This window comes from Achromobacter sp. 01N37 (genome assembly GCF_056399725.1).
This window is the reverse complement of record NZ_JBFTRX010000002.1, coordinates 494133-508025: the sequence shown is the minus strand read 5'-3', so window position 1 is coordinate 508025 and position 13893 is coordinate 494133. Positions and strand designations below refer to the sequence as shown.

Genomic DNA, 13893 nt, shown 5'->3' with positions numbered 1-13893 from the left:
TTGACTAGAAGCGCTGCGTCAGCGTGAGCAGCGCGGTTCGGCCTTCGCCATAGAAGACCGAGTTGTAAAAGCCCATCGAGCGGTAGTACTTCTTGTCGGCCAGGTTGCGCACATTCAGCTGCAACTGCGTCTTGTCCGTGAAGTTGATCTGCGCCATCAGATCAAACAACGCGTAGGGTTTCTGCACGATCGAACCGGACTTCAGGCCGTAGTACGTCTGTGCGCTGGTCTGGCTCTGCCAGCGCACGCCGCCGCCCACCGTCACCTTGTTCAGCGCGCCGGGCAGACGGTACGCCGTGCTCAGCTTCAGCAGCTGTTCGGGCTGGGTCGTCTGCACCTTCTTGCCGTTGTTGTCCTTGGACTGGCGATACGTATAGCCCAGGAATACGTTCCAGCCCGGCATCACTTCGCCCGCCACTTCGGCTTCGAAGCCGCGCGTGCGCGTGCCGTCCAGGATGTAATACCAGCCGTCGTCGTGCGCGTAGTCGTAGCCGCCGTACTCGGCCACATCTTTCTGATCGGTTTGGAACACCGCAACGGATGCGTTCACGCGGCCATCCAGGTACGCCGCCTTCAGGCCCATCTCGTAGTTGTGGCCATAGGCTGGGCCGGCCATGTCCCACGTCTGCGTTTTCACCATCTGCGGCTGGAAGATGTTGGTGTAGCTGGCGTAGGCGGTGTAGGTGTCGTTCAGGTCATAGGTCACGCCCACATACGGCGTGACTTCGGAGTACGTGTGCGAATAGCCCGTCACGCCCCCGCTGGTTTCGGTGGATTCCCAACGGGTCCAACGCGCGCCGGTCAGCAGATGCAGCCGCTCGGTCAGGCCCAGGCGCAGCGTGCCGTAGATGCCCGTCTGCTTGTTGCGGTTGGTTTGCGACAGCGCCAGGATGTCCCAGTTGGGCGCGGGCCAGTCGCCCGTCCAGTGGTGGACGTCGGGAATGGGATAGGTGTCCTGATCCGTCGTGTCCCAGCTTTGGTTCCAGGCCTTGATATCGGAATGCGAGAAGCCGACGTTGAACTGATGCTGCCGGCCAAACGCATCGAAGCCGCCGTCCATCGAACCGCCCACCACGTTCTGGTCGCTGCCGCCCACGAATTTACGCAGCAATGGCGGCGTGGAAAAACCATCGATGGTGACGGGCACGTCTGACGTGAACAGCAGCGGCGCGTCAAACTTGTTTTCCAGGCGCGTGAACGACAAACGCGCGTTCCAACCGTTGGCGAAGCCATGGTCCAGCTGCGCGAAATACTCATGCGAATCGGTGTCCCAGCGCGACCACTTCGCGCCCATGGCCTGGCCCTTGGGCCAATCGATCGGCTTGCCATCGGCATCGAGTGCCGGCAGCCCGCCCCAACTGATGCCGCTGGGCCGAGTGCGCTGCACCGATGCGCCCAGGCTGACCGTGGTGGCGTCGGCGATGTCGGCCTCGACAATGCCGTAGAGCACGTCGCGCTTTTTCTTGTAGAGATCCATCGTGTCGCCGCGCCGTTCCTTGGCGCCAACGATGCGCCCGCGCACCGAGCCCGACTCATTGAACGGCGTGGACAAGTCCACTTCGCCGCGATAGGTGTCTTCGGTGCCGGCCGACAATTTGATGTCGCCCTGGAACTCGCGGGTGGGACGCTTGCGGATGAAGTTCACCGAGCCGCCTGGGTTGCCCGTGCCGCTCATCAGGCCGGTCGCGCCGCGGATGATTTCCACGTGGTCGTAGATGACCGGGTCCAGGTTGCTATCGCCAAACTGGTAGAGGCCGTTCAGCGGCTTGACCACGCCGTCGAACTGGAACGTGTCCATGGAAAAGCCGCGCGAGTAATACGTCAGGCGCTCGGACTCCGCCTGCTGCACGTTCATGCCGGTGGCGTTTTCCATGACGTCGCGCACGGACGTGATGGAACGGTCGTCCATTTGCTGGCGGGTCAGCACGCTGGTGGATTGCGGCGTTTCGCGTTGGGAAAGCACCAGGCCGTTGGCCGACCGCATCCAGTCAGCGGTGTAATCGCCCGTGCCTTCGGTGGTGGCGCCTGCGCCCAGCACCACCACCGGCGCCAACTGCGTGGCCTGAGGGCCGCCCGCGCGCTGCAACTGGTAATCGCCATCGGCGCGGCGCACGGCCTCCAGGCCCGTCCCCGCCAACAGGGCCGCGAAGCCCTGGTCGATGTCGTAACCGCCTTGCAGCCCGGCCGACTCCATGCCTGACGTCAGCGCCGGGTCGAACGACAGCAGCACCTGCGTCTGCTGGGCGAAGCTGGACAACGCGGCGCCGAGTGCGCCGGCCGGAATGGTCACGGAATGGCGGATCGTATTGGCGGCGCGGGGTTGCGCCTGCACCGTCATGGGTGACAGCGCGGCGCCCGCCATGGCGGCCAGCACCAGCGCGGCAAACGCCTTCAAGCGCAAACCCGCTGGCGCTGAGCAATGAGAGGGGAAAAACGGCAGAGACATTTCGTTGGGTTCCAGGCGAAGAAAATCGAGGCTTCACCCGTATGCCAATCGAGAATGCAAAAGTGACAGGGCCGCGCAGAAAATTCTTTGAATCACCCTCGCGGGCGGATCGTTACCCAGTAGCGTGTGAACCGATCGACGCGCACGGGCAGCGCGCGTTCAACGGCGGCCAGGATGCGGTCGGTGTCGCCCAGCGGGTACGAGCCCGAGATACGCAAGCCCGCCACGGCCGGGTCGCACACAAGCCTGCCCTTGCGATGCCGGCTGAGCGCATCAACGAAGGCATCCAGCCGCATGGCATCGGCGTACAGCGCGCCTTGCACCCAGTCGTCGGCATGGGGCGCGGGGCGGGCGGCTTGCACCGCGCGCGCATCAAAATGCGTACCGGCGCCCGAGTCCACCACGCGCGCCGCGCCCGCGCCGCCTGAGATCGGTTCGATTCTGACGGCGCCGTCGGTCACCGCCACCCAGGCCTCGTCGTCCAACAAGCGCACGACAAAGCGCGTGCCTAGCGCGGTGATGCGGCCCAGGGGCGTGGCCACGACCAAGGGCCGCGCAGGCGCGTGCGGATCGGCGTGCGACGCAATATGCAGCTCGCCCCGGCGCAACACGATCTGGCGAAGCAAGCCGTCAAACTGCACGTCGGCCGCGCTGTCCGTGTTCAGGCTAAGCACCGTGCCGTCGGCCAGCGTGGCGACGCGCCGTTCCCCCACCGATGTGGTGAAGTCGGCGCTCCAGGCGCGCCACGGCAAGCCCGCCGCCGCCAGCCCGCCCGCCCCCAGCACCAGCGACAAGGCCTTCAGCGCCTGACGCCGGCCACGGGATGGCAGGCGGTCCAGCGCCGCCAAACCGGCTTGGGGGTCAACCTGACCGAATTGGCGCCCCAGCATTTCCACGCGTTCCCATGCCAGGCGATGCAAGGGGTCGGCGTCGATCCAGCGGCGACAGGCCGCGCCATCGGTCGGCGTGGCCTCTTCGGCGCCCAGGCGCACAAACCAGTTGCTGGCTTCTCGGATGACGGCGGGCGGCAATTCCACCCGCCCCGTGGCGCGCGCGCTCACCACGCCGCCAGGCAATGCTGCATGGCGCGCGCCAGATACTGGCGCACCGAGCTCACCGACACCGCCATGCGTTCCGCGATCTCGCCGTGGCGCAGCCCTTCCAGCTGCGATAGCAGAAACGCCTTGCGCACCTTGGCGGGCAGCCCGTCAAGCAGCCGGTCAATTTCCAGCAACGCTTCCAATGCCAGGGCGCGGCGTTCGGGCGAAGGCGCGTGCGCGTCCTCCACCAGCGCCAGGCTGTCCAGATAGGCGCGTTCGATATCGCGGCGGCGAAACAGATTCACCATCAAGCCGTGCGCAATAGTCGTCAGATACGCGCGCGGCTCGCGCAGGGCGCGCGTGTCGTCCTCGCGGACCAGCACTTTCAGATAGGTGTCGTGGGTCAGGTCGGCCGCATCGAATGGGCAGCCCGTCTTTCTGCGCAGCCAGTCGCGCAGCCAGGATTGATGCTGAATATAGAGCCCTTCGATGGGGGCAGGCGTACCGCTTTGATTCATGACGTTCGACGGACCGGAAAGCAGATTTACCAATGATAACGATTATCAATAGTAATATGAATCCGGTCCGGCAAACGCATCAATCCAGCTTCACCCCGGAATCTTTCACGACTTTCGCCCAGCGATCCACCTCGCTATCGACGAACTTACCGAAGTCAGCGCCCGTCAATGTCGGCACCGCAGAACCGTTACCGGCCCAGGTTTCCTTGAGCTTCGGCGTGTTCAAGGCCTTGGTGATTTCCACCGCCATCTTGTCGACCGCTTCCTTCGGCGTGCCGGCGGGCGCCCAGATGGCGTACCAGGTCGACACGACGTAATTCGGCACGCCTGCTTCGGCGGCGGTCGGCACGTCGGGCAACGAAGCCGAGCGTTCGGTCGCGGCCACGGCCAGGGGCTTGATGACGCCAGCGCGAATATGGCCCGACGACGACCCCAGCCCGTCAAACGCCAGATCCACCTGGCCGCCGATCAGCGCCGACAACATAGGTCCTGCCCCCTGATATGGCACATCAACCAACTTGATGCCGGTCTGCATGGCAAACAATTCGCCCGCCAGGTGATGCGTGCTGCCCTTGCCGGCCGTGCCGTAGTTGATTTCGCCAGGGTGCTTCTTGGCGTAGTCGATGAATTCCTGCAAGGTCTTCACTGGCAGCTTGCTAGCGTTGATGACCACCACCTGCGGCGGCTGCGCCACCAGCGCAACGGGCACGAAGTCCTTCTGGATGTTGTAGTTCAGGCTTTTGTACAGCGACGGGGCCAACGCGTGATGCGCGCCGCCCATGAAGAAGGTGTAGCCGTCGGGCCGGGCCTTGGCGGCCACGCCCGCGCCCACCGTGCCGCCTGCGCCGCCCTTGTTGTCGATCACCACCGTCTGGCCAAGCTGCATGGTCAGTTGCTGGGCCAGCGGACGGGCAAAGGTATCCGTGCCGCCGCCTGCGGGGAACGGAACGATCAGCGTGATGGGGCGCTCAGGCCATTGCGCGGCGGCCACACCGCCAACACTCAGGGCTGCCACGGCGAATACGGCTGCGGCGGTCGTGCGAACTCTCATAGTGTCTCCTCTTGCTGCATCATGGGGACGGCGCGGTTATGTGCGTCTCGTCTCTTGGATTTTTTATGGAATGAAGCTGCCAGGACTGCGTTCACATTGAATGGGGATGGTCTCCTTGGGATAAAAAAATGCCGGCCCCTGGGGACCGGCATCTTCGCCTGGCGTTAAAGCGCCTTGTACGTTTCGCGCAGCACGTTCTTCTGCACCTTGCCCATGGTGTTGCGCGGCAGCTCGCCCACGATGTGCACGCGCTTGGGCACCTTGAAGTTCGCGATGCGTGACTTGAGCTCAAGCTGCATCGCCGCGGCATCCAGCGACACGCCGTTCTTGGGCACCACCACCGCCACCACGGCTTCGCCGAAGTCGGCGTGCGGCACGCCTATCACTGCCGATTCCGCCACGCCGGGCATGTCGTCGATCAGCGTTTCGATCTCTTTCGGATAGACGTTAAAGCCGCCCGAGATGATCAAGTCCTTGCTGCGGCCCACGATGGACAGGTAATCGGCCGGCACGTCTCGCCCAGCGGATTCGCCGCCCCAGCGGCCCACGTCGCCCGTCTTGAACCAGCCGTCTTCGGTGAATTCTTCGCGCGTCTTTTCCGGCATGCGCCAGTAGCCTGAGAACACGTTGGGGCCGCGCACCTGCACGTTGCCGATTTCACCCGGCGCCAAGGCGATGCCCGCATCGTCCACCACGCGCACCTGCACGCCCGGCAGCGCACGGCCGACGGTGCCGGCCAAACGCTCGCCCAGCTTGGCGTCGTAGGGGTTGGACGTCAGCATGACGGTTTCGCTCATGCCGTAGCGTTCCAGAATGGCGTGGCCGCTGCGCTGTTCGAAGTCGGTAAACGTTTCGGCCAGCAACGGCGCCGATCCCGAAATGAACAGGCGCATCTTCGCGCACACGTCGCGGGTAAAGCGCGGGTCGGCCAGCAGACGAACGTAATACGTCGGCACGCCCATCATCACCGTGCTTTGCGGCAGGTAATGCAGCGCCTGATCGGCGTCCAGCTTGGGCAGCCAGATCATCTTGGCGCCGGCCAGCAGCGCGCCGTGCGAGGCCACGAASARGCCGTGCACGTGGAAGATSGGCAGCATGTGCAGCAGCACRTCGTCKYYGCGCCAGCCCCAGTATTCRTGCAGCACCTGGGCGTTGGCGGCCAGGTTGCCATGCGACAGCATCGCGCCCTTGCTACGGCCGGTGGTGCCGGACGTGTACAGAATGGCGGCCAGGTCATCGGCCTGCCGGACCACGGTGGTGAACGTTTGCGGCAGGCTGCCGGCGGCGTCCAGCAAGGTGCCGGTGCGGTCTTCATCCAGCGTGTAAACATGCGCGCAGCCCGCCTTGTCGGCGGCGCGTTGCACCCAGTCGCGGTTCTTGCTGGCGCACACCACCACGGCCGGTTCGGCATTGCCCAGGAAGTATTCGATTTCGGATTCGCGGTACGCCGTGTTCAGCGGCAGGTACACCAGCCCGGCGCGCAACGTGGYCAGATACAGCAGCAGCGCTTCGGGCGATTTTTCCACCTGCACCGCCACGCGCGAGCCTTCGGGCAAGTCCAGCGACATCAGCAGGTTGGCCAGGCACGCGGTGGCGCGGTCGATGTCATCCCAGGTGTATTCCAGGTCGGGCGTTTCCAGCGCGACTTTGCTGCGGTCCTTGGGAAAGCCGCCTTGCAGGACGGCATAGAGGTTGGCGTTGCTCACCTTGGTCAATCTCCGGAAAAGGAAGGGTCTACGCCGGCCAGGAAAGCGCGCACGCCTTCCTTGTGGTCCCGGCTGTCGGCATAGGAGAAATAATCTTGATATTCGGCTTCGGTCAAGGCGCCGCCTTGGGCGAGCCTTGCGGACAAGCGTTTATTGATGCGGGCGGCGATGGGTGCGCCCTGCGCGATGCGCTCGGCGCTGCGGCGGGCCGCGTCGGCCACCTGCTCATCCGGCACGATGCGCGTCAACAGGCCCAGGCCGAGCGCTTCGTCGGCGCCGAACACGCGGCCTTCGAGCAGGATGGCGAGCGTGGCGGCGCGCCCGGCCAGCGCCAGCAGGCCGCGCATTTCGTCGGGCGCCATGGGAAAGCCCAGCCGGTTGATCGGCACGCCAAAGCGGGCGGATGCGCCGGCAATGCGCAGGTCGCACTGGCTGGCGATTTCCAGCCCGCCGCCCACGCACACGCCTTCAATCTGAGCAATGACAGGATGCGGGCATTGCGCCACGGCTTGCAGCGCGGGCGCCAGGATGTCACGGTGATAGCGCTGCACGCCGGCCATGTTGGCGCGCTGCTGCGGGAATTCGCGGATATCCGCACCCGCCGCAAAATTGCCGCCTTCGCCGCGCACGATCACGCAGCGCAGGCTGTCATCGGCGGCCAGCTGCGTGAACACGTCGCGCAGTTGCCCCCACATGCCTACCGTGATCGCGTTCAGGCGCCCGGGGTGCGATAGCGTCACCCAGGCAAAGCCCCCTTCGCGTTCCAGCCGCACGCGGCCAGCGTCGTCTTCCTTCATGTCCCCTGCCCTTCTTATGGATGGATGGCGCCGTGTATCCGGCGTTCAGCCCACGCGTCCCACGCCCCGGCTGACCTGGGGCTTGCCTTCACCCAGACGCGCCAGGTTGGTATCGAGCTCGTCCAGGTCATACAGGTAATTGACCATCAGCGCGCACGATTGCTTGAGGCCCTTGGGCGACGTGTCCGCCGCCCAGTTCAGGCGTTCGATGCGCGCGCCATTGCCCAAGTGAAAGCGCGCCACGGCGTCCACCGGCAAACCGTTTTTCATGGATTGCAGATACGTCGCCGCCAGCTTGAAGCCCGCACGCTTGACCACATCTGACGTCTTGCCCTGCGCGGCCGTGGCCAGGCGGGCCACCCAGCGTTGGCCGTCCGGCACGCCTTCGCGCTTGCGGTCCTTGGCGCGCGACTTGTCTTCGCGCACGATGGCTTCCACGGCGTCAGCATCCAGCTTGCCCAGCCAATCCGAGAACCCGGGAATCGGCGACAACGTCGCAAACGCCTTCAGCTTGGGCAGCTCTTCCAGCAATTGTTCCACCACGCGCTTGAGCAGGAAGTTGCCAAAGCTGATGCCCTTCAAGCCCGGCTGCGTATTCGAAATGGAATAGAAGATTGCCCAGCGCGCCTTGTCCAGATCCTGCGGCGGCAGCGTGCTGTCCAGCAGCACCTGCACGTTGTCGGCCATCTGGCTGGCGAATGCGACTTCCACAAAAATCAACGGCACGCCCGGCATTTGCGGATGGAAGTAGGCGTAGCAGCGGCGGTCGGGCGACACGCGGCGGCGCAGATCATCCCAGGATTTGATCTCGTGCACCGCTTCATACAGGATCAGCTTTTCCAGCAGCGACGCGGGCGAATCCCACGTCAGCGGACGCAGCTCCAGCAGGCCCACATCGAACCACGCCGACAGCAGCGCTTCCAGTTCCTTGTCCAGCCCCTGAATGCCGGATACCTGTTTGCGCCAGCGCACCATGTCGGCCCGCAATTCCACCAGGAAGCGCAAGCCCTGCGGCAAGCCATTGAATCGTTTGAAGAGGCGCGTGCCCTCGCCGCCGTCGCCCGCGTAAGTTGCGCGCACCTGCGCCAAGGCGGCCAGCATCAGCCGGCGGTCTTTGCCGTCGGCCGCGCTGTATTGCTCGCACCAGCGGCGCGCCAGCTTGTTGGCGGCTACGTCGGTCAGGCGCGCTTCGAACAGACGCCGGACTTCGGATTCGCTGGGCAGGCGGCCGCGTTCCCACAAGCGGCCCAGCCGCGTCATCAGGCTGGCGCTTTCGGCCGCCGTTGCGGCGTCGATCAGTTCGGCCTCGGGCTCAGGCGTGCGTGCGCCCCGCGCGGGCGCGAGATTGGCGGGGTCGGACATGGGCGGGCTCCTGGATAACGATGGGATCGGATAACGCCGGATCGGCGGCGTCTTCATTGGCCAACACGCGCAGCGCTTCCAGCTGCCGCATCAGATGGGAGTGGGCGAGCGCCTGCGCGGCTTCGCTGTCGTGCGCCTTCAGCGCGTCGAAAATGGCCAGGTGTTCGGTGCAGGATTGTTGGATGCGCCCCGGCCGCGCCAGGCTGCGGTGCCGCGACAGGCTCAGCACCTTGCGCAGATTGCCGACCATATCGGACAACCATTGGTTGCCGGCCAGCGCCTGCACGGCTTCATGGATCAGGTAGTTGGTTTGGTAATAGGCGTCGATGCGGCCGGCCTGGGCGTGGCCCGCCAGTTCGGCGTGCAGCGGCTCCAGCGCCGCCAGCTCCGCGTCGGTGGCCTTGCGGGCGGCCTCGAAGGCGCAGCGCCCTTCCAGCATGGCCATCAGCGGGAAGATGTCTTCCAGATCTTGCGTGGACAGTTCATTGACGAAGCAGCCGCGGCGCGGCTCCAACCGCACCAGCCCTTCGGTGGCCAGCACTTTCAGGGCCTCGCGCAACGGGGTGCGCGAAATGCCCATTTCGCCTGCTAGCCGAAGCTCGTCGATCCATTCGCCATTGCTGAGCGCGCGCGCATGGATCATGGCGCGCAGGCGATCCGCGACTTCCAGGTACAGGGCTTGACGGACGATGGGTTGGCTCATGGATGAACGGCTTGAACTGCGCCGTAATTCATAATTATGAATAAGGCCATGATAGAGCCCGCCACGGAAAAAGGTAAACCCCCTTCCGCCCCCGTACCTACCCTAATAGGGAAACACGCCCGGCAGAACGCCGGGCGATGGTCTTAGAAATGCAGCACGCCGTCCACGGCGTGGCGGGTCAGCGCCCGCGCCCAGCGGCGCGCCGGCAGGCCGTACTTCGATTCCACGACCTCGGCCCGCGCCAGCAGGTCTGCCGGGGTCACGGCCAGGCGCGGCCCGGAAAAGGCCAGCACGATCTGGTTGCCCGCGTCGACCTCGGGCAGCAGCAGCACGCGGTCGTCAAACGCCTTGGACAGGTTGTCGATGTTCTTGCCAAAGCTCTCGTGGCGGCCGAACAGGTTCACGGCCAGCACGCCGACATCACCCAGCACACGGCGGCAATCGCGGTAGAACTTCACGCTGTCGCGCACCGGCCCTTCGGCGGCCGCGTCGTACAGGTCAACCATCAGCACCGGGCAACGCCCCGCGTTCATGGGGTCGGCCACCCAGGCGCCCGCGTCCGCGTGCTCGACTTCCAGCCGGTTGGCCCCCGGCAGCCGGAAGAACATGTGGCAGGCCGCCGTCACGCGCGGGTTCCACTCCACCGCCAGCAAGGGGCTGCGCGTGTGCTTGACGCAGTACCGCACAAGCGACCCCGCGCCCAGGCCCAGCATGCCGATGGCTTCTTCCTTGGGCGGCTCCAGGAACAGCAGCCAGGCCATCATCTGGCCGGTGTATTCCAACACCAGTTCCGACGGGTTCTTGATGCGCATGGCGCCCTGAACCCATTCGGTGTTGAAGTGCAAATAGCGCACGCCGTCCACTTCGGACAGCGTCGGCTGATCAAGTTCAGAGGGGAAGTTCGATTTATGCATGGCGGGATTGTAGGGCGGACGCCGCGCGGCGTCAGGCACGGCGGCCCCGCTCACGCCGCTATTGCCGCGCCGCCTTCCCAGATTCGTTCCAACAGTTCGGCGCAGGAGGCTTGCGCATGCAGCGCCGCCGCCAGCCGCAGCACGCGCTTCAGATACAGATGCGCGTCACATTCCCACGTGACGCCCATCGCGCCGTGCGTCTGGATGGCGTTTTGCGCGGCGCGGCGGCCGCCTTCAACCGCCAATAGCGGCACATAAAGCGCATCGAGGTCCGCATTTTCGGAACCCGCGTCGTGCGATGCCACCGCAGCCATGCCGGCCAGCCGGGCGTCATCCAGCGCCATCCAATCGTCCGCCAGCCGATGCTTGATGGCCTGGTTGGCGCCGATGGCGCGGTCGAATTGACGGCGTTCCTGCGCGTAGGCCGCCGCCATATCCAGGGCCGCCGTGGCCGCGCCCAACAGTTCGGCCGAACGCAGCAGCGTCAGCCGGGTTCGCAAGCGGCGCGCGGTTTCCGTGCCAATGGGCAGTTCGATGCGGTCCAGAACGTCAGGCCGCGCCACCACCGCCACGGGCATCGTCGGGTCCAACCCCGCCAAGCCGCCAACGGGCGCGTAGCGTTCCAGCAGCAAGGCGTTCGGCCCCGTGCACCGTACGGACAACGCCGACACGCCCTCGCCCGCGCCTTCGATGAAGATCGACCCATCGGGACGCACCGAGGCGTCTGCAAAATAGCGGTCGCCCTGCATCACTTCACGCGCCCACTGCGCAGCCAGCCCGTTGATGCCCGCATCAACAAGCGCAGGCAGCACGACCATGTTGGCCACAAGCGGCAGGCTCAGCAGATGCCGGCCGGCCGCTTCGGCGACTACCCACGCGTCGGACAGACCCAGCCCCAAGCCATCCTGTTCGGCGGGCGCCAACAACGCCGGCCAGCCTTGCGCGGCCAACTCGCGCCATTGCGCCAGACGTTCAGCGTGCGTGCGCGCCGCCGCATTGCGCGCCAATGACAGCGGATGGCGTTCGGACAAATAGCGGCGCGCCGCGTCTTGCAGCATGCGCTGGTCTTCAGTCAGCAGAAAGGTCATGGTGATGTGGCTACGGGATTCAGATCGGGCTTCAGATCGGGTTTCAAAATTTGGGCAAGCCCAGCATCTGCTCGGCAATGATGTTGCGCTGGATCTCGGAGGTGCCCGCCAGAATGGTCTCGGCGCGCGACCACAGATAGGCGTGTGTCAGCGCCGCGGCCTGCTCGTCGGCGCCGTCCGTCAGGCAGGCGGATTCGCCCAGCAGCTGCATCGACAGTTCCAACAAGCGCTGATGCGCTTCGCTCCAGTGGATCTTGGTGGACGAACCCTCAGGCCCCGGCGGATCGCCCCGCATGGCGCCGGCCAACGCGCGCTGCGACTTCAACGCCAGCACATGGCTGTCCGCCGCCAGCCGCGCCCACTTGTGGCGCACGGAAGCTGACGAGGCTGGCACATGGCCATAGGCGTCGGGGCGCAGCGCCAACTGGCGCACCGTGCCGAGTTCTTGCGCAAAACGCACCAGACGCGGGATGAAGTAGGTGCCGCGTTCGAAACTGGCGGCCGCCATCGCCACCTTCCAGCCCTGGTTCTGTTCACCCAGCAGCAAGTCCGCCGGCACGAAGACATCTTCGAAGAACACTTCGCAGAACTCGGCCTCGCCCGTGATCTGGCGGATGGGCTCGACCCGCACGCCGGGGCTGCGCATGTCCACCAGCAAGAAGCTCAAGCCTTTGTGCTTGGGCGCTTGCGGGTCGGTACGCGCCAGCACGAAGCACCACTGCGCGCGGTCGGCAAACGACGTCCATATCTTGTGGCCGTTCAGCCGGTAGCCGCCGTCAACGGCCTCGGCGCGGGTGCGCACGGAGGCCAGATCGGACCCCGCGCCCGGTTCCGAATAGCCCTGGCACCAGACTTCGCGGTTGGACAGAATGCCGGGCAGGAAGCGGGCCTTTTGCGCGTCGGTGCCAAAGTGCAGCAAGGTCGGCGCCAGGATGCCGTGGCCAATCAGGTTCACGCCCAGCGGCGCGCCGGAACGCGCGTGCTCTTCATGAAACACGGCTTGGCGAGACAGCGGCAAAGCCTGTCCGCCGTGCGCCTTGGGCCAGCCCAAGCCCGACCAGCCGTTGGCGCACAAGGTGTCTTCCCAGGCGCGGCGAAAGTCCAGGTCGCGCGGGGCCGCGCCGCCCGGCCAGTCCCGGGCGAACCGGGCATAGGCCGAGGCCAGCCACGCGCGCAACGACTGCCGAAAGGCCGCGTCGTCAATCGCTGCGCTGTCGCACGCGGTGTTGCCTACGGGGTCGCACGCGGTGTTGCGTGCGGATTGCACTTCACTCATTCCTGCTACTCCAGACGAATATTCGACTCGCGCGCCACCTTGGCCCACGTGGTCACGTCCTGCCGGATGAAGGCGGCAAACGTCTTGGGGTCGCTGCCGATGATGTCCAGCCCCAGCCCCACAAACTGGGCTTTCACATCGGGCTGCTCCAGAATCTGCGCCAGATTCTGGTAGAGCTTGTCGATCACCGGTTGCGGCGTGCGGGCCGGCGCCACCAGACCCAGCCACGGCATCGCGGAATAACCCGGCAGACCTGAGCCCGCCACCGTCGGCAGATCCGGCACAGACGCCGACGGCCGCGTCGTGGTGACTGCCAGCGCGCGCAGCTTGCCGTCCTTCACGAAGGGGCCGGACGAGGCCCAGGCGTCGAACATCACCTGAATGCGCCCAGCCACCAGGTCATTCAGCGCGGGTGCGCTGCCTTTGTACGGAATGTGCGCCATCTGCACGCCCGCCATGCTGTTGAAGAGTTCGGCCTCCAGATGCGTGGAGCTGCCGGTACCCACCGAGCCGTAGCTGACCTTGCCGGGGTTCGCCTTCAGGTAGGCGATGAGTTCGCCTACGTTCTTGGCGGGAATCGACGGATGCACTTCCAGCACGTGCACCACCGACGCCACCTGGCTGACCGGCGCGAAGTCCTTGATGGGGTCGTAATTGACCTTGGCGTAGATGCTGGGCGCGATACCCAGCGACGAAGCCGCCATCAGCAGCGTGTAGCCATCGGGCTCGGCGCGCGACACGTAGTCGGACGCGATCATCGTGCCGCCGCCCGGCTTGTTTTCGACGATCACGGTCTGGCCCAGCTTGGCGGTCAGGCGCTCGGCCAGCAGCCGGCTCATGATGTCCGCCGCGCCGCCCGGTGAAAACGGCACCACGATGCGCACGGGCCGGCTGGGATACGGGTCCTGAGCGTACGACGGGTTCGCGACGCCAATGCAGGCCAGCGCGACGCCGGCCAATAGTCTCTTCATCATGCTTGTCTCCTCCTGGGG

Annotated in this window: 12 protein-coding genes; all 12 read right to left on the bottom strand. The window is 65.6% G+C overall.

Annotated features, from left to right (window positions below; translation table 11 throughout):
- Positions 1 to 4 precede the first annotated feature (4 nt).
- The gene (locus tag AC1DSJ_RS05505) at positions 5 to 2446 is read right to left on the bottom strand and encodes a TonB-dependent siderophore receptor (RefSeq protein ID WP_427948608.1); all 2442 of its coding nucleotides are present in this window, start codon (positions 2444 to 2446) and stop codon (positions 5 to 7) included.
- A 92-nt stretch (positions 2447 to 2538) separates the two neighbouring features.
- The gene (locus AC1DSJ_RS05500) at positions 2539 to 3507 is read right to left on the bottom strand and encodes a FecR domain-containing protein (protein WP_441371533.1); all 969 of its coding nucleotides are present in this window, start codon (positions 3505 to 3507) and stop codon (positions 2539 to 2541) included.
- A complete protein-coding gene (locus AC1DSJ_RS05495) occupies positions 3504 to 4004 on the bottom strand; it encodes a sigma-70 family RNA polymerase sigma factor (protein WP_054426733.1) in 501 nt (166 codons plus the stop codon). Before AC1DSJ_RS05495 ends, AC1DSJ_RS05500 begins: the two co-directional genes overlap by 4 nt.
- Positions 4005 to 4083: 79 nt before the next feature.
- Positions 4084 to 5055 (bottom strand): Bug family tripartite tricarboxylate transporter substrate binding protein, encoded by a 972-nt coding sequence (locus AC1DSJ_RS05490; RefSeq protein WP_346550628.1) that lies wholly within the window; start codon positions 5053 to 5055, stop codon positions 4084 to 4086.
- Between the two features lie 164 nt (positions 5056 to 5219).
- Positions 5220 to 6761: a malonate--CoA ligase gene (locus tag AC1DSJ_RS05485; RefSeq protein WP_476760274.1), complete on the bottom strand. Its 1542-nt coding sequence runs from the start codon at positions 6759 to 6761 to the stop codon at positions 5220 to 5222.
- A 5-nt stretch (positions 6762 to 6766) separates the two neighbouring features.
- Complete coding sequence (locus AC1DSJ_RS05480) at positions 6767 to 7558, bottom strand: enoyl-CoA hydratase/isomerase family protein (protein ID WP_441371531.1); 792 nt, start codon at positions 7556 to 7558, stop codon at positions 6767 to 6769.
- Positions 7559 to 7603: 45 nt separating this feature from the next.
- Positions 7604 to 8920, bottom strand: a complete 1317-nt coding sequence (locus AC1DSJ_RS05475; protein ID WP_441371530.1) for a malonyl-CoA decarboxylase domain-containing protein — start codon at positions 8918 to 8920, stop codon at positions 7604 to 7606.
- Positions 8871 to 9623 (bottom strand): GntR family transcriptional regulator, encoded by a 753-nt coding sequence (locus AC1DSJ_RS05470; protein ID WP_441371529.1) that lies wholly within the window; start codon positions 9621 to 9623, stop codon positions 8871 to 8873. Before AC1DSJ_RS05470 ends, AC1DSJ_RS05475 begins: the two co-directional genes overlap by 50 nt.
- Before the next feature lie 143 nt (positions 9624 to 9766).
- The gene (locus tag AC1DSJ_RS05465; protein ID WP_342066749.1) at positions 9767 to 10537 is read right to left on the bottom strand and encodes a class I SAM-dependent methyltransferase; all 771 of its coding nucleotides are present in this window, start codon (positions 10535 to 10537) and stop codon (positions 9767 to 9769) included.
- A gap of 50 nt (positions 10538 to 10587) precedes the next feature.
- Positions 10588 to 11625: an acyl-CoA dehydrogenase family protein gene (locus AC1DSJ_RS05460; protein WP_441371528.1), complete on the bottom strand. Its 1038-nt coding sequence runs from the start codon at positions 11623 to 11625 to the stop codon at positions 10588 to 10590.
- 43 nt (positions 11626 to 11668) lie between these two features.
- Positions 11669 to 12901 (bottom strand): acyl-CoA dehydrogenase family protein, encoded by a 1233-nt coding sequence (locus tag AC1DSJ_RS05455; protein ID WP_441371527.1) that lies wholly within the window; start codon positions 12899 to 12901, stop codon positions 11669 to 11671.
- 5 nt (positions 12902 to 12906) lie between these two features.
- A complete protein-coding gene (locus AC1DSJ_RS05450; protein ID WP_175171340.1) occupies positions 12907 to 13875 on the bottom strand; it encodes a Bug family tripartite tricarboxylate transporter substrate binding protein in 969 nt (322 codons plus the stop codon).
- Positions 13876 to 13893 lie beyond the last annotated feature (18 nt).